17 protein-coding genes are annotated in these 21,399 nt (G+C 49.9%); 2 read left to right on the top strand and 15 right to left on the bottom strand.

The genetic code is table 11. The features are described 5' to 3' along the window. Nucleotides 1–50: 50 nt before the first annotated feature. The 6 genes from DEP07_RS16220 to speE all read right to left on the bottom strand — a co-directional run bounded on the left by DEP07_RS16220 (nt 51) and on the right by speE (nt 5,746). The gene (locus DEP07_RS16220; protein ID WP_122962660.1) at nt 51–1,487 is read right to left on the bottom strand and encodes a sigma-54 interaction domain-containing protein; all 1,437 of its coding nucleotides are present in this window, start codon (nt 1,485–1,487) and stop codon (nt 51–53) included. Nucleotides 1,488–1,563: 76 nt separating this feature from the next. Continuing rightward, nucleotides 1,564–1,956: a hypothetical protein gene (locus DEP07_RS16225; protein WP_122962560.1), complete on the bottom strand. Its 393-nt coding sequence runs from the start codon at nt 1,954–1,956 to the stop codon at nt 1,564–1,566. A gap of 77 nt (nt 1,957–2,033) precedes the next feature. Then, nucleotides 2,034–2,498 (bottom strand): DUF1934 domain-containing protein, encoded by a 465-nt coding sequence (locus DEP07_RS16230; protein ID WP_281868911.1) that lies wholly within the window; start codon nt 2,496–2,498, stop codon nt 2,034–2,036. Between the two features lie 11 nt (nt 2,499–2,509). Continuing rightward, a complete protein-coding gene (locus DEP07_RS16235) occupies nt 2,510–3,754 on the bottom strand; it encodes an MFS transporter (RefSeq protein WP_122962558.1) in 1,245 nt (414 codons plus the stop codon). A 269-nt stretch (nt 3,755–4,023) separates the two neighbouring features. Further along, the gene (gene speB / locus DEP07_RS16240; RefSeq protein WP_122962557.1) at nt 4,024–4,893 is read right to left on the bottom strand and encodes an agmatinase; all 870 of its coding nucleotides are present in this window, start codon (nt 4,891–4,893) and stop codon (nt 4,024–4,026) included. 19 nt (nt 4,894–4,912) lie between these two features. Beyond that, nucleotides 4,913–5,746, bottom strand: coding sequence for a polyamine aminopropyltransferase (speE, locus tag DEP07_RS16245; RefSeq protein WP_063229042.1), 834 nt, complete (start codon nt 5,744–5,746; stop codon nt 4,913–4,915). A gap of 541 nt (nt 5,747–6,287) precedes the next feature. Between speE and DEP07_RS16250 the strand changes: the two genes are divergently transcribed. Next, nucleotides 6,288–8,339 (top strand): transglycosylase domain-containing protein, encoded by a 2,052-nt coding sequence (locus tag DEP07_RS16250; RefSeq protein WP_287102721.1) that lies wholly within the window; start codon nt 6,288–6,290, stop codon nt 8,337–8,339. Between the two features lie 73 nt (nt 8,340–8,412). On the opposite strand, the gene DEP07_RS16255 is transcribed toward DEP07_RS16250, so the two are convergent. The 9 genes from DEP07_RS16255 to DEP07_RS16295 form a co-directional block, all read right to left on the bottom strand. After that, complete coding sequence (locus tag DEP07_RS16255; RefSeq protein ID WP_122962555.1) at nt 8,413–8,667, bottom strand: hypothetical protein; 255 nt, start codon at nt 8,665–8,667, stop codon at nt 8,413–8,415. Between the two features lie 275 nt (nt 8,668–8,942). Continuing rightward, complete coding sequence (locus DEP07_RS16260; RefSeq protein WP_122962554.1) at nt 8,943–9,440, bottom strand: YwhD family protein; 498 nt, start codon at nt 9,438–9,440, stop codon at nt 8,943–8,945. A gap of 81 nt (nt 9,441–9,521) precedes the next feature. Further along, complete coding sequence (locus DEP07_RS16265) at nt 9,522–9,881, bottom strand: hypothetical protein (RefSeq protein ID WP_287102722.1); 360 nt, start codon at nt 9,879–9,881, stop codon at nt 9,522–9,524. A 125-nt stretch (nt 9,882–10,006) separates the two neighbouring features. Further along, a complete protein-coding gene (locus DEP07_RS16270; protein WP_287102723.1) occupies nt 10,007–12,802 on the bottom strand; it encodes a lipase/acyltransferase domain-containing protein in 2,796 nt (931 codons plus the stop codon). 67 nt (nt 12,803–12,869) lie between these two features. Next, nucleotides 12,870–16,406: an ABC transporter permease gene (locus DEP07_RS16275; RefSeq protein WP_287102724.1), complete on the bottom strand. Its 3,537-nt coding sequence runs from the start codon at nt 16,404–16,406 to the stop codon at nt 12,870–12,872. A 416-nt stretch (nt 16,407–16,822) separates the two neighbouring features. Then, entirely contained in the window at nt 16,823–17,752 is a 930-nt protein-coding gene (locus tag DEP07_RS16280; RefSeq protein ID WP_345742697.1) for an S-layer homology domain-containing protein, read from the bottom strand. A 37-nt stretch (nt 17,753–17,789) separates the two neighbouring features. After that, the gene (locus DEP07_RS16285) at nt 17,790–18,176 is read right to left on the bottom strand and encodes a thioredoxin family protein (RefSeq protein ID WP_173596349.1); all 387 of its coding nucleotides are present in this window, start codon (nt 18,174–18,176) and stop codon (nt 17,790–17,792) included. A gap of 238 nt (nt 18,177–18,414) precedes the next feature. Then, nucleotides 18,415–18,939: a YwgA family protein gene (locus DEP07_RS16290; RefSeq protein WP_063228939.1), complete on the bottom strand. Its 525-nt coding sequence runs from the start codon at nt 18,937–18,939 to the stop codon at nt 18,415–18,417. Beyond that, complete coding sequence (locus tag DEP07_RS16295; protein WP_173599043.1) at nt 18,932–20,227, bottom strand: HD domain-containing protein; 1,296 nt, start codon at nt 20,225–20,227, stop codon at nt 18,932–18,934. Before DEP07_RS16295 ends, DEP07_RS16290 begins: the two co-directional genes overlap by 8 nt. A 208-nt stretch (nt 20,228–20,435) precedes the next feature. On the opposite strand from DEP07_RS16295, the gene DEP07_RS16300 reads away from it, so the two are divergent. Then, nucleotides 20,436–21,296 (top strand): CPBP family intramembrane glutamic endopeptidase, encoded by an 861-nt coding sequence (locus DEP07_RS16300; protein WP_173599044.1) that lies wholly within the window; start codon nt 20,436–20,438, stop codon nt 21,294–21,296. Nucleotides 21,297–21,399: the final 103 nt, after the last annotated feature.

Here is a 21,399-nt window from a genome sequence, read left to right on the forward strand (position 1 = left end):
AGCGTTTCTTTCCCTTTAAACCAATGAAAGCGCTGCCGAAATTTCGGCATTCAACAGGGCGGGATCATTCGTTGCGAAAGCTTGTATTGCAGCGTTTGCCTTGGGATGCCCAAAAGCTTCGCTGCCCGCAGTACATTGCCATCCGTCTGTTTCAGCGCGTCCCCGATGATCCGCTCTTCCAATTCCCGCAGAATCTCGGGCAGCGTACAGCCTTCCCTGTCCGCAAGCAACGAGATTGGGATTGGCTCAGGCGTTGAAGGGCTTTGCAGCATATCCGGCTGCACTCGCTCCAGCATATGCGCTGGCAAATGCTCCATCATGATCATGTCATCCTCCACCATGTTCATCGCTGCCTCTACCACATGCTCCAGTTCCCTGACGTTCCCCGGCCAGTCGTAACGCGCGAAAAGCTGGGCCACTTCCGGGCTGATGCCGCGCACGTTCATGCCGAACACCCGGTTGAACTTGGCCAAAAAATGCTCGACCAGCAAGTCGACATCTTCTCTGCGCTCGCGCAACGGCGGCAAGGAAAAGGAGACGACGTTGATCCGGTAATACAGGTCGGTTCGCATCAAACCTCGCTCGACAAGCAGTTGCGGAGCTTCGTTGACAGCAGCGATCACCCGCACATCCACTTTGACCGACTGACTGCCGCCGATCCGCCTGATTTGCCCATCCTGCAGCACGCGCAGCATTTTTGCCTGCAAATCGAGCGGCATGCTGTTCAGTTCATCCAAAAACAGCGTTCCGCCATCCGCCAGCTCAAACAGTCCCGGCCGATCGTCTGCCCCTGTGAAGCTGCCTTTCACCGTGCCAAACAGCAGGCTTTCCAGCAATGACGCTGGCAGCGCCGCACAGTTTTGCGCGATAAACGGCTTGCTGCTGCGCAGTGACGCGTGGTGAATCGATTGCACAAACAGCTCCTTGCCAGTTCCCGTCTCGCCGTAAATCAGCACGGGTGAAGTCGTGCGCGCGGCCTTTTTCGCCCGCTCCTTCAAGTGATTCATCTGCTCGCTCTTGGTCAAAATGTCTTCGAAGTGGAAAGCAACCTCATCCGCCCCCCGTTTGGCGCGCTTTGGCTTGCTGATTTTCGCCTGCAAGTCAACCAACCGCTCCGACAGCTCTTTCAGCTTGCCGATATCTTTTGCGACCTCAACCGCTCCGACCAGCCTTTTGCCTACTCGGACCGGGAGCGTCGTGTTGATCGTCTCTACGCGCATTCCTTTCCAGTTTTTGTACGTCTGTGTCTGATCGTAGATGGCTTCTCCGTTCTCAATGACACGCAGCAGCGTGCTCGAATGCCGATCGAGCGAAGGAAACACCTCCAATAAAGGCTTCCCCAGCACCTCTTCTGGCGTCAACCCGTCCAGTCTTGCCGCGACGTGGTTGTAGAAAATCGTGATTCCTTCCGCATCGACCACATGAATCCCTTCATCAATGGCCCCCAGTATTGCCTGCAACATTTCTACCGTATCAGACAACGGCATGCTGGCCTCCACCCCTTTCAACCTTGCTGCCAAAAAACCATCACTATGCCGAAAATTCGGCAAAATCAACATCATCCTATCGATTTCGCGCTACTTGTACCGAGAGCATGACGGTGTAAAGCAAATGTCCACATATCCATATGCAAAATGCTGTCCACGTTATCGGAACTTTGCTCAAGAGACTAAACGGTAAGAAGGCGACTGCAAATCCAAGCATCCAGTACAGCAAATAACGGGTCCTTTTGCCGCGATCTTCACGAGGGTAAAAATACATCAGAAAAAAAGCAATGATCACACTGATCAAAAGATGGAGCAAAAGCTCCGCGATTGACGGCAAGTTTTCCATGCCCGGGACATAACTGACGTCGATCAGTACAGGAAACGTACTGGTGTCGAACAAGCCGTCTCCCAGCGCGAGAAAAGCTGCCAAACCCAGACCGGCAATAAGGCCATTCACGAGTACGAACATGCTTGAACCCTCCTTCCAACTCCTGCCGCGAGTTCCTTCTATTGTACGTGCAAAAAACCGCCCTTGCAAAGAGCGGCTTATTTTCCTAACTCCATTTTCAGTTCGTGCTCGCCAGCGTACTGCTCGTTCATCCACGTTTGGTAAAAAATTTCCACCTGTACCGGGGCGTCTTCCTCATAGCGGATACGCAGCTTGCTCGTATGTGTCTCCATGGCGAACGGCCCGTACGGACTCTGGTAAGTGGAATGCGTGCTTGCCCCTTTTTCAAAGTGCTGTCTCGTCGAAACGCCACCCTGGCGCACCAGCGTAACAGCGCTGTCCGTCAGTTTGAGGGTTGTACTGACTTCTCCCGCGCCTTCCAGCTGTTCTTTATATGTCAAATACCAGGCAGATGCTTTTTGCACAAGCTTTCCTTTGTACTCATGCGTCGTTTCATCCCATTCTCCGTCGACGCGATGTCTGGCTGACAGCTTCAGTTGTACTTCTTCCATGACGCTCTCCACACTCCACGATTTCTGCTTGCTTGTCGGACAATCATCCATTCATTTTACGATCATCCTTCTTGAGTTGCAACCGCTGCCTGGTCCTTTGCGTCCGCCAAAAGGAAGCGCATGGTCGCGGCAACACCAACCGCCGCGAGCAAAAGCAATCCCGCCAGGACAAGGTAGCCCATGCCTGCTCCTGTGTAGTCAATCATGACTGTAAACACGCCGATCAGCACCAAACGCATCATCATGCCGAGCGAGTTGAAAAAGCTCATTACCCGCCCCATAAACTGTTTCGGGATCACGGTCATGTAGAGAGATTGGCGGATGAGGCGAACAGAGGCATTGCTCCAGCCGTAAAACATATAGGCTCCGATCAAAGCCCAGCCGTACGGCAAGGCCACCATGACGACGATCATGACAGCGAACAGCAACGTGTTTGCCACCATCGCAGCCAGCTGCCCCATTTTGCGTACGACCACAGAGACGAGTATACCTGCCGCTACCGCTCCCAAAGCATAGGCCATCTCCCCGAACGAGAAGACCGAGACATCTGCTTGCAAAGTTTGGCTGACGTAAACAGGCTTCAGCAAATTGCTCGCCATCACAGCGATAAATGGCATCAAGGCACATATACCGAAGACGAGAAAGCCCTTTTTCTCCTTGATGTAGCTCCAGCTTTGCCCGAACTGGCTGATCCACGATACGCCCTGGCTCAGCTTGGCCTCGCCTTCCAATGTAAACGTATATTTCATCGTGGAAAGCAGACAAAATGCAAACAGGTACGTCAGAGCATTGAACAAAACGACAGTGGAAAGTCCGAATTTGCCCAGCAACAGCCCGGAAAACGCACCTGCGAGAACGGACGCCGTCTGTCCCTCGATTTCCAGCAAACTGTTGATGTCGTTGTAATGTTTCGGTTTGAACGTCTCCTGAACCAAGGCCGATTGGGCCGGATAATGAATCTGGTACATGAAGGTCGTAACCAGGTAAATCGTGATCAGCATCCATTCCTGATACTCTCCGAAAAAGCCCCAGACAGCCAAAACTCCCAACACGCCAAAACCGATCAAGTTTTCAACGAGCAGCATTTTTTTGCGGGAATAACGATCAATCAGCGTCCCGATATAAGGCCCGATAAAAAACATCAACACAGCCGAGACGAACATGGTCGAACCCAACAGCTGGGCCGAACCTGTGGTTTCCACTAGATACCAGGCAATCCCGATCATCGTCATGCCTTGACCGAAGCCGGAAAAAAGATTGGAGAAAAACAGCTTGCGAAACTCAGCATGCGCAAAAACTTCTCTCATGGATAACAACTCCCTCGATAATGCTTCGGCAACTTTTTATTCTCTATGCCAATTTTATCTAATTTTATAAACTTAGTAAATAAAAATGTTTTTAAAGTGCAAATGAATGTCCTGCTCCTGCTCCTGCTCAGGGAGTGTCTTACACGTTACGTTACGCGACGCTCGAAAATTTTCTGCATCCATTCAGGTTCAGATAAGAAAAGGTGCGAGCAACGCCATACAAAAGCCTCCGGTACTTTGTGAGTTCCGGAGGCTTGTCGTTGTATCGATTATTTTACAAAGCTGAGCAGCAACTCGCGCACGATTTTGGATGCCACGATTTGCGTCATCTCGCTGTGGTCGTACACAGGAGCCACTTCCACCAGATCGCAGCCAATCACATTAGCGCCATTTTGCGCCATGAAGTGAATCGTGTCCAGCAGCTCGCGGGAAGTGATGCCGCCTGCTTCTGTTGTACCTGTGCCAGGTGCGTGCGCAGGGTCGAGAACATCGATGTCGATGCTCAGATAGATCGGACGGTTGCCGATCGTCGGCAGCACTTGCTTCACAGGCTCCAGAACATCGTACTTGTACAGGTGCATGTTTTCTTTTGCCCACTCAAACTCTTCTCTCATTCCGCTGCGAATCCCGAACGAGTAGACGTTTTTGCCGCCAATCAGGTTGCACACCTTTTTGATTGGCGTGGAGTGGGAATACTGGTATCCTTCGTAGTTGTCGCGCAGGTCGGTATGCGCGTCAAAGTGGAATACCACCATGTCCTTGTACTTTTCGTATACAGCTTGGAATACCGGCCAGGAAACGAGATGCTCGCCGCCCAGTCCCAGAGGGAATTTGCCGTCTTCCAACACTTTTGCCACGAAGGTGCGAATCGCATCAAGGCTGCCTTCCACGTTGCCAAAAGGAAGCGGAATATCGCCAGCATCAAAATACTTGATGTCTTCGAGCAGTCTGTCCAAATACGGGCTGTACTCTTCGAGACCGATCGATACTTCGCGAATGCGGGCAGGGCCGAAACGGGAACCTGGGCGGAAGCTGACCGTCCAGTCCATCGGCATGCCGTAAATGACTGCTTGGCTTTCTTCATAGCTTCCGTGGCTGCGGATGAAGACATTGCCGGAATATGCTTCGTCAAAACGCATAAAGGTTGTCCTCCTCCGATTAGTCGCGGGTCAGCTCAGCCACAAAGTTAGGCAGTTTGAAAGCAGCGTGGTGAACTTCCGCATTGTAGTATTTGGTGCCCAGATCTTTGATTTTTGCAGGATCTACTTCCAGCGGATCATGTTGTTTGGAAGCGATGGTGAAGCTCCACAGACCGGATGGATAAGTAGGGATGCTGCAAGTGTACAGACGGGTTACCGGGAAGATCGATTTCAGGTCTTTGAACACGCGCTTGATCAGATCGCGGTTGAACCATGGAGATTCTGTTTGCGCAACCATGATGCCGTCTGGTTTCAACGCATCGTGAATGCCTTGGTAGAAGCCTTTTTCAAACAGACCTACCGCTGGGCCAACTGGCTCTGTAGAGTCAACCATGATCACATCGTATTCGCCTTTGTGGTCATGAATATGTTTGATGCCATCGATTACTTGCACATCGACACGCGGGTTGCCTGTCAGTGCGCTCGCAATTTCCGGGAAATATTTTTTGCAGGATTCAATTACGCCACCGTCGATTTCAGCCAGAACTGCTTTTTCCACAGCTGCATGCTTCACGATCTCACGGATTGCCCCACCGTCGCCGCCACCGACAACCAGAACCTTTTTCGGGTTTGGATGCGTATTGAGAGCGATGTGAGAAATCATTTCGTGGTATACAAACTCATCGACATCGGTGGTCATAACCATGCCATCGAGTACTAACATGCGACCAAACTGCTTGGTAGTAATGACATCGATTTGTTGAAACTCGGATTTCTCACTGTATAGGGTATCAGTAATTTTCGTTGTTATCCCGTGATTTTCCGTTTGTTTTTCGGTGTACCACAATTCCATATTCATGGTTATGTAACCTCCTTCAATTAACCGCATGAAAATACAATATAACAAGAAAATTATAGTAGCTGCCAATCAAAAAGCAAGTTTTTTTTCTGGACAGGCCAAAAACCCGTCCTCGCGCTCGTTTTTCATGCGACAGGCAAGTTTATCCAGTACACAGCTGACCCATACTAGAAGTATCATTTGTGTCCCTTAGTATGTCCCGTTTTTTGTGGAAACGTCGCGCTGTTTTTTTATGTCAGAGGACGTGGCTGCTTTTGCTGCTCAGAGCGGATTTTGCGAAAAAACTCGGCAAGGGTTATGGCGGTGGAGGTGTCGTTTTCGCTTGTCAAACAGCTATTTCGTTTCTGTGAAAAGACGCGGCGGGGGCTTGACGGCAGATGTGACGCTTTCGCTTGTCACACAACCGTCCCCGTTTCTGCGAAAAACGTCTTTTGGGACGTAAAACGCTTGCGACCAACGCTTTTCTCCCCCAAAGAGCGGGGAAACTGTCACGACTATTTTGTTCGTTCAAACAATAGAAAGGAGGAGAGGCAAAATGGAAGTCATTCGTGACCCTTCCCTGTTGCGTTATCTTCGCTGGGCCAAGAAATTTGTAAAATTTTCCATACTCAGCCTTTTATGCTTATCTTTTGCCATCTTGCTCTTGATCTTGTACTTGCGTTCGCAACCGCTTCCTGAAACATTCGTCAAGCAGACGACAACGATTTACGCAGCTACCGGAGACGTGCTGGACACGATGCACCGGGGGGAAAATCGCATTTCCGTGCCCATTCAGGAAATATCGCCTGCCCTCATCAACGCAACGATCGCGATCGAGGATCGTTCATTTCGGGAGCATTACGGCTTTGACTGGAAACGGCTGGCCATGGCTGCCTACGTCGATGTGATCAACATGGACATGCGCCAGGGAGCCAGTACGATTACCCAACAACTGGCACGAAATCTGTATTTAAGCCTGGATAAAACATGGGAGCGAAAAATCAAGGAAGCCTTGCTCGCGATTCAACTGGAGCTGAATTACAGCAAAGATGAAATTTTGGAAATGTACATGAACCAGATTTACTATGGTCATTCTGCCTACGGAGTTCAGGCTGCCGCCCAAACGTATTTCGGCAAGGACGCCAAAAACTTGTCTCTGGCGGAAAGCGCCATGCTGGCCGGGATTCCCAAAGGACCGACCTATTACTCTCCTTTCGTTGATTTTGAGCGGGCAAAATCGCGGCAGAAGCTGATTCTCGAAGCTATGGAGCGCGATGGCACGCTCACGGCAAAAGAAGTAGAAACGGCTTATGCGGAACCAATCAAACTAAAGGAGCGCGCTACGGAAAACGTAACCGAACAAGCGCCTTACTTCCGTGATTACATCGCAAGTCTGGTCAAAAACAAGTACGGCATCGATGAAGAAAAATTCATCCATGGCGGTTTGAAAATCCACACCACGCTTGATCCGGTGATGCAAAAAAAGGCAGAGGAAATCATCGCATCCACACTGCCGAAAGACAATCCGAATTTGCAGGTCGCATTGGTCGCCATGGACCCTGCTACCGGGTACATCAAAGCGATGGTGGGCGGACGCGACTATAAAACAAGCCAGTACAATCGCGTGCTGGGCAAAAGACAGCCCGGCTCCTCCTTCAAGCCGATCATGTATTTGGCGGCCTTGCAAAACGGCTACACGCCGCTGACGATGATGAAAAGCGAGCCGACGGTCTTCACCTATGACCATAACAAACAATATATCCCGAGCAATTTCGGCGGACGATATGCGAACGCGATGATCAACATGCGCGATGCGATCAAGACTTCTGACAACATTTACGCGGTCAAAACGATTGATTTTCTCAGCCCGCAAAAAGTCGTCGAGCAGGCGAAAAGCTTGGGGATCAGCAGTCCTTTGCAAGCTGTTCCTTCTCTCGCCCTCGGCACTTCCCCCGTCTCACCTCTGGAGTTGAATGCAGCCTACGCGGCCATCGTCAACAAAGGAGAAGCGGTTGAGCCAATCGCGATTACATCGATTGAAGACAGCGAAGGAAACGTTTTGGTGCAAGAAACTACGCAGAAAACACGGGTGGCCGATCCTGTCGCCTCTGCTCTGTTGGTGAATATGATGCAAGGCGTGTTTGAACGCGGCGGAACCGGATTCCGCGTCGCCAATGAATTGAATCGGCCAGTTGCCGGAAAGACGGGGTCGACCGACTATGACGCTTGGCTAAGCGGTTTTACCCCTCAGTTAGTCTCCACGGTGTGGGTAGGCTACGACAAAAATCAAAAGGTGGACGATGTAAAGGAAGGGTATTTGTCCAAAAAAGTGTGGGCGAGCTTTATGGAGAGCGCACTGAAAGGCCAGCCTCCCGCCCTCTTCGATATGCCCGCCGGAGTGGTTTCCGTCTACATCGATCCAGCGTCAGGAAAGTTGGCTACCGAACATTGCCCGACTCCACAGCTGTTTTACTTTGCCAGTGGCACGGAGCCACAAGATTACTGCACAGATCATCTGCCTCCCAACCAAACACCTACGCCGCTGCCTGCGCCCGACTCTTCGACGTTCTGGCAACGGATGGGCAGCTGGTGGAAGCCGGATCAATAACCGATAACGAAAAAAGGACGCGCTCGCAAAGAGTACGTCCTTTTTTTGTTTCATCATTTCAATGCCTGGCTCATCACTTTAATGATTGGCTGTCTCCGCCGCCTACGATGCCATCTCCGTCGGTGAAGACATGGTCGTTGACGATACTAATCATCCCGGCCTGATCGAGCTGTTCCAATACTTCAAACAAGCTTTCCCGCTTGCCTGCCGGGAGCTTGCGGATAAAGTTGTTGATTTCAGCAGGTTCCACATGCGTCCGAAAATGAACCCCGCCGTGTTTCACAAAATGATCCTGGGATTGCTCCTGTTCACGCGGATCTTCATTCATGAGTACCGCCCCTTCCGTCAGACAGTTTGGGTCGAGCCTCTTTAGTGTGCCGCTATCAGCGCAAACCATGACCAGTAAAAAAATCTTCTATCGGCAATCACCGGATCATCATGTTCACAATTTGCCTGAACGCAAACAGGGAAAGAGTGACGGCTCTTTCCCTGTTTGTTGACCCAGTGTACATGTACACAGATATGGAAATAAGTTTACCTGACTTCAATTCTGGTAACAATTGATTTCACAATTTGTTCACAGACCGTTCACGATTTCCAGCTTTAGGACAAATTTTGTTTTAATTCCTCCGTGGAATTATCGAACATGGCTGCATTATTTTCGATCAGCAATTTTTTCAAAGCAGCTTTTTCTTTGTCGCCAAGCTCGGTCAACATGATCCGGCGCTTCATGGAATAGTCCATACGATTCACATGATCCGCCAAAATTTTGTAGCCACGGCGCGCTTCCCGATCGATTTCCATGTAACAAGCAGTCGCCCCTGCGTAATACGGGCCATTTTCATTGCGGTCAACGGTTACCCACACCACCCAGTACGGCTTGCCGTTCGGTACTTCTTCTTTGTTCATCGTCCATTTGATGCCTTTTTCAATCGAGCTTTTTGCATGCAGCGCCCCCATGTCGATGTAGGCTTCATCTCCATCGATGATGACGGACGATACAGCCCCCAGATCGAGTACCCCTTGGCCGAATCCGCCATGAACGTCCGTTTTGCCGCTCATGATGGTAAAGCCGCCTTTTTTGTTATCGAAAATATCCATTTACACGCCCTCCAGACACATATTCTCCTTTCTTTATTCTACTCGGAAACCTACAGTGACGCAATTTGCCCATGTGCCCGGTTATTTTTTTGCTTCGCGCTTCACTGCTTCTTCGTCAAGCGACTCCCCGTCCTCGGTCGGCTTTTTACGATATCGCTTCATGAGCTTGTCGAACAGCCACATGATCAAAGTCAGCAGCAACGCAGAGTGAATCGCCATCGCTGCCTTGATGATCAGGAGCGATCCCAGCATCGTATCGGAAGGCACGGCAATCATGTAGTACAAAAAACAGCCAAGAAACGCTGCGCCGAACGTCAACCATCCCCGAAATCCGTAAACCGCCCGCAGGTAGCCTGTTACAAGCAACCCGATAATCGGTCCGCCCAACTCAATCGAGTACATAAACGGGCCGAGGAGCAGCCAGATAAACAGATTGTCCATATTTTCGTCCTTCCTGCCTTAGGTGCTTTGGGCGCTCTATTGGAAGTCTTGATCAAGCGTTTTTATGGATTCACAAATCCAGACTTCCGCCTATTTATTCATTCATCTATTCATGTATCCCATTTTCAGCTTTCCTCCGGCGCTTCGTTTAAGCCATTTCCGTCCAGGCGATACCGCCTGCCGCTTTCCCCATCTTCTTGTGAATCCTCGGACGAAAAGCACTTGATGAAAAGCTTCGTCTCTAGTTCGTTTGAAGCTGGCGTTGGAGGTTCAAATTCCAGTTCTTCTTGATCGAGCACATGGATTACGACGATGTTGCCATGGTATTCAATCGACAAATCTTCCACCACTTCTTTTGCATTCGCATCGAGCTTGATCGACTTTCCATTTTTCAGCAATGTCAACTCTGGAAAGGTCCCGTCTTCCTTGGAAATAATGTAGTACAAATACTTGGCGCTTTTGCCCCCGAGCTGGTTGCGTAGACCAGGCTGAACTTCCTCGTTGCCCTTCAGCAATTGCGTCACTTGTTTCATGACTTCCGGATTGGCAGGCAGCTTGGCATGTTCGCCAGCTACATAGTACCTTTTTTTCATATCCTTTTGAGCATAGTTCGCGCTGATGTACGGAACGGTGCCATCTCCAAGACCATTGTCGTAATAAGGGACCCATTCATTGTGGTACGCATCAAAGTAGTAGCCGAGAAACGTAGTTTGACCCGTACCAACAATCGCATACTGGGGTACATTGATCGTCTTTTTGTCCCACTTTTCATGGAGTGCTCCTCCCTGCTTGACCAGCGGAGTGTAGTCGAGACGAATTTTTTTATCTTGCAAAAAGTCTTGATAGCTGTAAGGTTCATTGCGATTTTTCTTCAAGAAACCTACCGTTTCAAAGTACTTTTTGGAAGGCAGCAGTTCATAAACAGCCGGTGCGTATTCCGAGATGATTTTTCCTGTCTCTTCATCCAGCCATGGGATGGAAAAGTTGTACCCGTATTTGATTGCCTGATACGCTCGCGGAGAGCCGAGAAATGGCGTTCCCATGTAGACGATGCGCTTGACTTTTGACTGGTACGACACATTTGAGAGCAACGTTTCCCTCGTAAGCAAACCACCCATGCTGTGCGCGACCAGCTGAACTTGCCTCGCCCCCGATCGTTCCAGCGCGGTATCTATTTTTTGTTTGAGGAAAGCTGCGTTTTTCGTGCTGCTGTATCGCCAGTCATACGGCATCGCAAAGATAGTCTTGTGCTTTTTGTAGCCAGCTCGCTCCAATTCTTTGACCATGCTGTAATACTGTTCGGTCATGTCACGCACAGGGCTCAGCGGAGAGTAAGAGAGATACTCAATGGCGCTGAATCCTTCATCGTCAGGTTCCGGATAGATGGATACTCCCGTCTGCCGTGGGCGCACTTCTACGCTGTTTGTTGTCGTCGGCTCCAACGACAGCAAGCGCCGATGTCTGGGGTCATTGATTCCGACCAAACTGTCTCCAAGACCAAGCCATATTTCCGAAGCTTGACCGCCCTCCTCGGCCATGAGGCGTGACCCGCCAATTCCCGGAATCAATATGACCGGAATGGTCTTTGCTGCTATCTCCAGCTTGTAAGAATTAGGCGTGAAACCGGATCGCTTGCTCGCCATGACTTTAATGATGTAGTTGCCCGGATCGACGTTCATGATGATTTGTTCGTTGGCATTCCTCGGCTTCTCTGATCGGGACAGTACCTTCCCCTGCTCGTCCTGTACATACAAGTCGATGTCCATCCCGGCCGGAATTTCTTTGAGATCAATGGTAAAAGTCGAGGCAAGCGAGAACGAGTAGCGATAATAATCGACGTCCGTACTGGCGTGCAAATTTCCGTCCACAGAAGCTGTAAAATTGGCTGGCAGCTCGTAAGCTTCTTCGAGCGTATTGTTCGGCTCGTACTCGTCCACTTTTGCTTCTGTCTGATCAGCCAGAAAATCCACCCGCAGTCGATAGTAAAAATCTTTATGGTGAGACTCCATATGTCCTTTTACCATGACATAGTACCACTGGTCTTTTTCCAGGCCGATTCCTTCCACACTTTCATCGTGCTCTCCCGCAAGTTCAGAACGCCCCAGCTCGTTATGCTCATTGTCAAATACGTATACGTGATAGTCCTGGCCCGGAGGAACCTCACGCAAGGAAACATTCATTCGTCCATGCTTCGTGCCTTTTACTTTCCAGTAATCGACGTCGCCTGCTGTGCCAATTTTCCCCCTGCCATCCTTGGCGTCAAACAGCCAATCCGCTTTTTCCTTGGTATTGTTAGGCTCCAGTTCAAAAATCACTTCTCTGCTGCGCAATTCGGCTTCTTGTGGCTTGTCGCTTTGGGCAAAATCTTTGTAAAACGCTTGTGCCAGCTCATCCAGTGACCTATCAGAAACGTCTGTGTCCGGCTCCTCTATCTCTGACTCATCCGGTTCTCCAGTCTGGTGCATCTCAGCTTCTTCTGACGCGGGGATTAACTCCAGCAGGTCTTTCCCGTCCTCAACGTACCTGTCCCAAGATGCACGCCTCAACCCCAACACAGCCTCATAAGATACATCTAGATCAGCCAAATCCAGTTGCCAGCTTGCCAACAACTCTTCGTCGTCCCGATCTGTCAGACTGATGATCAGCGGGCGATTGCCAGCAGGCTTAACAACAGCGGAAATGCGATCATCGTTGCGGAAGGCCCGGCTTTTTCGCTCCCCTTCCTGAACGACAGCCAGCTCGACCTGCTCTGAAGCTGCTGACAATTGCGCCTGAAAGTGTATCTCTCCCTCTTCCACCCAAGCCCACGCCGTTTCAACGAATAAACGATGCTCTTTTGCCCACCCGGTTCCGCCAGCATTCACCCAGCATATCGCAAGCATAATCAACAAATAGAACAGGCGCTTGGCCGTTGTCATCATCGTGATCCCCCTTGTCTTCTTTCTACTTCAAACAGTAAAAAAAGACAGATAAGGGCTGCAAATATATTTACTGAGTGCTGTGGTTGCGGATACCTTGGCGTTCCCAAGCGTTGGCAATGATTCGGAAAGGCACCCGGTAATCTGCATGCTCATGACCTTGTCCTGTCGTTTTGTTCCAGTAGGAAAAACCTTTGTTCACACCAAACCGGAACTGAACCTGGTAGTAAACCTCATAAGAAGCCCCTTTTTCAAATCCGTACTGCTTGTCTCCCATCAAAGGAGTATCTACCCCTGTCTCACGCTGCCCCAACTTGGCAACCGCATAGGAAGGACCACCCCATCGCTGGCTGGAAATAGCGCGCAAATCGAGCAAAGACTGCAATGACGTCTGCCTCCGTCCAGTCTCAGATATCCACGCCTTGGCCGAGGCGATGAGGGGAAACTGTCCGCTGACCGGGTGACGATGTCGATCCTGCAGCTCCACGCGCGCCAAGATCCGCTCTCCAGCGTAAAAATCGAGAGGTGTACTGTCCGGATAGCGGTCACGCCCGTGGTACTCAGCCCATTCGGCTGTATGAAGGACAGAGCTTGTCGCATTCGGTTCAAACACTTCAAAAAGCCGCTCTCCGCCTTTGACCGTGATCGTATAACGGCCTGTCATGGTGCTGCCGGCTTGTTGTGCCTCGCACGTCTCGTTGTCATCCTCGTCTTTGGTGCACACGTCATAGCTCAAGGCAAAGTCAATTTTGTAGTTCATCGTGATGACAAAACCGTTAATTTCCGCTTTGTATTTCTGATTTTGCAATACTTGTCTCCATGTCGTTTGAGTCGGAACGATCGTCCCTGTATAAACAAACTCCCCACCCATGGAAGTGCTGGCAACCTGCCATTGTTCAGGTACGCCGGGTCCCGTTACTTGCAAGTCCAACGTGGCTGGTGTGTAGACAGCCAAACTTTTTGCATCGGCGATCCAGCCCGGATTTGCTGTCACTTTGACGTTCTTGATCTCCTCTCCACTGACCGACTGTTCAAGCTGTTGCGCGTAATCCGTTATTTTTTGATTGATTTGCTGCTGTGTCTTTTGATAGCCTTCATTGATTTTCGTTTGATCAATCACGACGCGAATTTTGGCTGGCTCTCTCTCCCATACGCCATCTGCATGCACCGGAAGCTTTTGCAATTGGCGTCCATCGCTGTCGTAAATCTCCAGTCCAATCTCCCCGCCTTCGTAATCCTCTCCGCCTCCCGGGGGCTGCGGAATGTTTCCGCCGACGATTTTTACAGGCCATTTTGCCCGGTTGTCTGCCCAGTTCATTTCATTTTCCGGCTGATTTTGGGCCGGGTTCAAATGGGCAATAAAATCCTCGGATTTTTGCGGGTATTGCGTTGGAACCTTGATCGTACGCACCTCGCCCGGCTTAAATCCGTCTACATCGAGCATCGTTTCTTTCGCCGAGCTGTCCCATCTCACTGCCAGCTTTGTATCATGCTTGAGTTTGCCTGCATTTTTAATTTGAAACGTAATGACGCCTGTTGTCCCAGCTGCTTGCGGCTGTTTGGGAGCAATCGCGAAACTCTCTTTGAGAATGAGCAAATTTTCCTTGTCAGTCGTATCCGCTCCTTCAATCTCAATGAAAATATAACCGTCACACGTCTCGTTGGACTCGCCATAAAACGCCACCATGTACAAACCTGGCAACACTTCGTCTGTCACATCATCATCCGGGAGACGTATCCAGTGACTTTCAACCGGAAGCTTATCAGAAGGCAAGCTCCGGCCGTCCCGCGAAAACTTCCACTCCAAAGAAACCGGGTCCAGCCATTGCGTATTCATTTTCGTGTCCTCGGATGTAAACAACATCAGATCGTACCGCTTGTCAGGAAAATCAGACGCTTGAAGCCGAATGGTTTCCCCACGCTGTATCGGTCTTGTCCATGCCTCTTGACCAGAGAGCGTTTCCATACTGATCAGCATTTTGTAACATCTGCCATAGCCTTGAACAGTAAAGACAAATTCGCGGATGCATCCGGTTTCGGAAATGAAAACCAGTTTGATTTGCTCTCCCACTTCGATGTCTTCGGGCAACACAACGGCTTGCTGCTCACTCGCCCCTAGTTTTTGGCCGAGCGGCTTTTTCTCATTGTTTCTCTCCACATACCAGGTTCCCGAGCTGCTGGCAGCCACTCGCATGTGAGTCTGGTATCCTTCTGGCGTCAGCGTAAAGTTTTCCTTGTAAAACGGAATGAATTTGAAATCAGAAAAGCTCTCCCCGCCCGGCGGGAACTGCGAAGGTTGCTCCCCGTATCTTTTGAAACGTATTCGTTCCTGTTCTGCGATTGAGCAGCTGATGTCGCGAATTTTGATCGTAATTTGCCAGTCGCACTCCGGCCTGTCTCTCCAGAGTACCTGATTATAGTTCAGTTTCACGCGGTATGTTTTTCCCTTGTCCAAAGTCACACCCTCGCCAACCTCATCTGTATAGGGAAGCTGAAATGTATCGGAATTATAAGTAACCCATCCTGCGCGGTCACCCTTGTCTCGCCTGGGCAATGTCTCAACAGTCCCGTCAGGCTTTGTCACATCCCATAAAATGGACGCCGGGTTGACTTCTCCGGCTGCGTCCCGATAAGTGGACTTGAACCTGATCTCCTCTCCCGGAGACAATTCAATGGTTGCACCGCTTGACAGCGCTTTGCCGTTCACCATAACGATTGGGCATTGATCGACTCCCTGGCCCCCTCTTTTGACGGCAATGCTTTTTTCCCAACATTCTGTTTTGTCTTCGCTCGTATAGGCAATTTTGAATGTGCCAGATTCAGGCGCTTCCGTGATGCCAACTTTGCGATTGTCGCCACTTCCCGTTTGCATAGCGACACCATTTTTCGTAAACGAACCAGGCTTTTTCGCCGTGGCGATAATCGTGGCATACTTCTCGACAGTGATAGTCTCTCCCTGATCGGCTACCCCCAGCAACTCTCTGACTGTCTTCTCTTCTTCAATGCGCAAGTCCATCGTCGTGCGTTTGCAGCCGGAGGGCTCCGGATCAACGGGAGGCTTCGGGTCGATCGGCGATGCGTCTCCTACTGTGAATTGGTACGTGTAAGGAGTCGATACGTTGATGCTGGGCGAGCCTTGGCGGGAGCGGTGATGCCTGTCGGTTATCGTCAGTGTTACCTCGTAGAGACCCGCTTCCACTGGCTTGTATTGGTAGCTGTTTGTCCATACAAATGGCTTCGGGGTGCTAGTTTCGCTTACAACAGGCACGTACCCGCTCTGATCGCGAATTTCTTCGTTGGTCACAAAGGAGTGGTAGCCTCGCCCGGTAGTTTTGTTGACAACGGACAAACTCCAAACAAGAATGCCACGGTCATAGTAAGAATAGTCCGTGGCATTCGCCGAAATGGTCACCTGTTCGTTGACCTCGTATTTGGTTTTGTTAGTGCTGACTTGTCCAGTCGGTTGAGGGGTGGTGCGGAAATGGCCTACGGATATGTAGCCATTCCCGTTTGGTTCGAGATTGTCTCCAATGGTGTAGCCAGCTCCGCCGGAGGCTGTGGCTAGTTCGGCTAGGTTGTAGGCTTGGTAGGGTTGAAAGGTGGGCACTTCATTACTAAATACCGTTTTACTATAGATATTTGCATTCCCACCTAAAATAAAGCTAGGATTCCCTTTTAATTGACCAATCCAGTATGCCGCCTCATTCCCGTCTACGTAATACCATCCTCTATCAGCTTTTTTATCTGTATCGGCAAAACCTAATACTTTTGCTTCATCTCTAACATTATCGATTTCAACTCTTGAAATAGTTGCCCCTAATCGTCCTACTATATTTGAAATGGAAAGAATGTCAAACCTTCCTTTTGGCGCAAGCTCTTTATTTGCATCAACAGTCGCTAGATTAATTTCATGCAAGTTTGGAGAAGCACTCACGAAATTACTTCCTGATGTTATAACACTGAACAAAAGGATGATTGAAAAAACAGATAAAGTAAACCTTTTACTTTTCCTCCGATTTCTTCTCATTCACTTTTCCCTCGCGGCGTATGAAACATTTGATCATTCTTGTATCTTTCTAATTTTGGCAACTTAGTATATAGGTAAATTCCTGCGTCAGTAGAATCTCTCGTATTAATAATTGTGAATGACAATGAATCAACTTGATTTAATGGAACTACAAAATTTTCACCATTTAAAAAAATAGCCCTTGAATTTTGTTTCGTAACAAATAATGCCCTTGTCATAAAATCCCCATCCCCTTTCGGCACCTTCCCCACAATATTGCCATTAACAATCTTCAAACTCCTATGAAACTCCTCAGCATACTTCGCCCCCTGCTCCAGTTGCCACTTATCCGTCCACAAATACCGCAAAATCTCCGCCGCATCCCCCCGCAATAGGGGCAAGTCCTCCCTGAACTTGGGCTGCCCGCTTGGTGCCGCCTTCATCCAGCCCCAAGTAATCAATGCACCAGTATTGGACAAATTCGGATTTTTCTCCCCCCGAAACGGCTTCCACGCATTAAACACCAGCAACGCCGCCTCTTCCTTCGTCAACAGCTTGTTCGGATTGACGGGCACATTCGCCAAAATTCCTGCCTTTTGTGCGCGCTCGTAGATGTCTTTGGCCCAATGGTCCGCAGGAAGGGCTGGTACAGACTCTTTTTCGCTTACTTGCCGGATCGCTACCAAGCTGGCTACAAATTGCGACTGGGTCACGGTTTGCTCAGGGTGAAATTTGCCGTCGGGATACTTCCAGAGGTAGCCTTTTTGCAGGCCGTGCGAAATGGCATCTTTGGCGGGATGATTGGCATAATCAGAGGCAGGTGCGGATTTTGCTGCTGCTTCCGCTACATGTAGACGAAGAACTTCGCTTTCGCTGCCACCGTTTTGCACCACCGCGATCCCCACTAACAACAGACTTGTCCACAACGTTTTTCCAATCAGTTTCACGCCTATCCCCTCCCTATTACCAGACATTTTACCTATTTTATCCATTTATCGAAAGATCCCGCTCCAGGTTTCTTTGCAAAAAGCTTCGCAGCAACGCCTCCGGCACGTCCCCCTCCAGTTTGTCGATGACCCGCTCCCCGTCTACGATAAAAACCGTGGGCGTCGCCTGCGCTCCCAAACGCATGGCTTCATCCAGCTCCCGGTCCCTCTGGATGTCCAGTCGTGCCACCCATTCCTGTGGATAATCTTTTGCCACCTTTTCAAACGTGGGCGTAAACGTTGTGCAATATCCACAACTGTTGCTGAAAACGTAGACGATCTTCGCCTCCTTCGTACCTAGCCCACCACTCCATAAAATCAACGCGCCAAGCAAAATAACGCTACCGAGCACACTCCACCACCATCCGTGCCGAACTCTCTTCATTTTCTTCGCTCCTTCCACACGGGCTAAATTGAAAACGGACTGGCTATGTTTTTGTCAAAGAACGATGCCCGTATTATGCGGCGTCATTGTGAGACAAAAAAAGCCGACCCGCTTTGTGGTCGACTTGACAGACAGTTCCCTGATTTAAAAACCCGCGAAAAAAGACAAAAAAAATGACGTACCACAACTGTTGGAAGTTCGTACGCCGTGCTGGTTCGTTTATGCAAAACATTTTACATCAGTTCAATTCCGTGCCGTCTCCGTGCATCAAAGAACGCAGTTCCTCGATAAAAGCCTGTCCCTTCCGGATTTCTTCCTCGGAATAGCGCTGTTTGCTCTTAAAAGTAAAAATTTTGCCCTTCATTTCTTCGTAGGGCAAATGGTTGAAGTACAAGATAGTGGATACCAGTTCAAGAAAACGGGAGTTCTCTTCGTTCATGCGCAAGATGGCTCGCTCTCCCAAGCCAAAGTCGACCTCGTGAAACCGGAGGAAATCTCGCCCCGTTTCGTTAAGCGAGTAGCGGTACATGTGAATGGCGCCCTTGCTCTCCACCTGCTCATCCAGAAGCCCCATGTTGCACAACTCATCTACCCTGAGTGTCAGCTCTTCCGAATACGGACCGTACATGTGAAACTCGTAGCGCTCATCGAAATCCATCTCCAGATGTTTTCCTATGTACACCATTTTCTGCAATTTTTTTCGCCCGCTCACTTCGCCGACAATTTCGATCAGACGAATGATCTTGGCGTGACGATTAAGCATCCTCCATCACTCCCAGACGTTCTCGAATCTTCCGGGATAGCTCCCCCGGCAAAGCCATGACTTTATCCAATGGAAAGTACAATTTGTAGTCAAATCGGCGCTTTCCGCTAATGGCCTGTACAATCTCAGACTTCTGCGACAGTTCTACCAGCTCGCCGGAAGGCATCTGGAGCATGATCGGAATCCGCTCCTCTTCTTCTCCGGCACGGTAAAAATCATACGGAAGATCGGAGGTCGTGTCTACCTCCAAATAATACATCGGGTCGATCCCTGCCTCAATGAACTGTTCTTTCAGTTCTGCCAGCAAGCGAAAATCTCTTGGATTATATTCGACGTATTTGAAGAGATTCCTGTCCAAAAAACGGGCGCACAAATCTTTCAAAATAGTGTCTTCTTCCTTGCGCCAAAGCTGCATGTAGAACAAAATCACCGATTCATCCAGCGCCAAATAATCGGCCACCTCCACCTTTTCCGTCAAAAAAGGAAGCAGCATGACAGGCTCCTGGGAAAACTTGTACCCTGTGGCAAACAGCCATTTGGCCCGCTGGAAAATTTTGCAAAGCACAACTTCCGCGCTGCGCGTCACCGGATGGAAATATACTTGCCAATACATTTGGTAGCGCGACATGATGTAGTCCTCAACCGCGTGCATGCCGCTGAACTTGAAAACAATGCCGTCCTCCTGCGGTCGCATGACTCGCAAAATGCGCTCGATCTCAAAGTTTCCGTAATTCACACCCGTGTAGTAGGCATCTCGCAGCAAATAGTCCATGCGGTCTGCGTCCAGCTGGCTGGAAATGAGGCTGACAATCAGCTTGTTGTCGTACGTTTTGTTGATCACTTCTGCCAGCTTTTTCGGGAACTCCTCATCGAAACGGCGCAAAATCCGGTTGATTTGCGTATCGCCGAGCAAGATTGCCCGCGTCCAGTCCTCGTGGTGGTACTTGAACACCTTTTCAAAGGAATGCGAAAACGGACCATGTCCGACATCGTGGAGCAAAGCAGCACACAAGCAGAGCAGCTTTTCCTCGTACGTCAGTTGAATCCGGCCTTCAAACGTCTCCAAAATTCGCCGCATCAGCTCGTACACGCCAAGCGAATGGTTAAACCGGCTGTGCTCTCCACCGTGAAAGGTAAAAAAGCTGGTGCCCAGTTGCTTGACCCGGCGCAGACGTTGAAATTCTGGCGAGTTGATCAAGTCCCATATGAATTTGTCCCGCACATGGACATAGCGGTGGACAGGGTCTTTGAATACCTTTTCTTCATGAAGCAGCTGGGGCTGTTGCATCCTGGACACTCCCTTCCTGTTTGCGTTCTCTCTCTATATTTCTCTGCGTACAGTATCGTCTCACTCTATCATATCACACGTCTGGACGTGTTTCTTGTCACAAGCAAACTCTTAAAAGAATCTGAAGAATGTGCCTTTAGTATAGACCAATCATTGGATAAATAGGAGGATTAAAGAAAATAATCTTGAACAATGTGAGGGTCGCAACATGATGAAAAACGCTTTTCGCTTGATGTCCGCCAATCCGTTACCTGGCAGTTTGCTGCTGATTGTACTTTTGCTGCCGTTGATCGTCTCCTGGGGGCAATTCATCGAGTCAGGCTTTTGGCAAGAAACCGTATCCGTAACGCTCCTGTTCTGGCCAAAATCAGCGTGGAAGCTGGCTGTTCCACTCCCTGGCTGGTTTATTTTTGCTGTCTTTACGCTCGTATACACGCTGAGCATGATTCGTCTGGCACAAAAACGCAGCCTGGTCGAAGCGTTTCTGTTCATTCTGGCCGGATTTTTGCTGGCAAAAGCGGGCGGTGCGACATTTCAGGCAATCAGCGGTTGGTCGAAACTACAGCCAATCGGCTCACAGGAGCTGGCAGGCAAAGCAAACCTGCTCGTGTTTGCCACCTGGCACAATCCTCTGTGGGAAGAGCTGGTCTTTCGCGGCATCCCGTTGCTGTTGCTCGCCCTCCTCTATTCCCGAAAAGAGTGGCCCGGGTATGCCAAATGGCTTTACCTCATCGTTCCGTCGCTCCTGTTCGCTTGTTATCACGTGCCCGGGCATGGACTCGGCACCCTGTTTGAATCTTTTCTGATCGGAGTCCTTTGGGCCTTTGCCGCCTTGCGCTGGGGGTTAGGCGCGCCGATCGTCCTGCACATTTTTGCAGATGCCATGCTAGTCCCGACGTTGCCACTGATGAAAAACATGCCGTTGCATGAAATTCCCTGGCTAGTAGAGTACGGCTGGCTGTTCCAGTCGCTTTCCGCTCTTTGCGCACTCTTGCTGGCCGTGTCGATTCCAATGCTTTTGTTCAGCGGTTGGCGCAGAGCGAAAAGGACACAGGCATCTGAGCTATAACCGATGCCCTCCTGCCCCGCTTGCTTTTGCTTTTGCACGCTTCATAAAAAAAGCAGCGGCACGCTCTTCGCCCAATCGCGCGAGAGACTGCCGCTGCTGTTAT

The organism is Brevibacillus sp., from assembly GCF_003521185.1.
GTDB lineage: Bacteria > Bacillota > Bacilli > Brevibacillales > Brevibacillaceae > Brevibacillus > Brevibacillus parabrevis.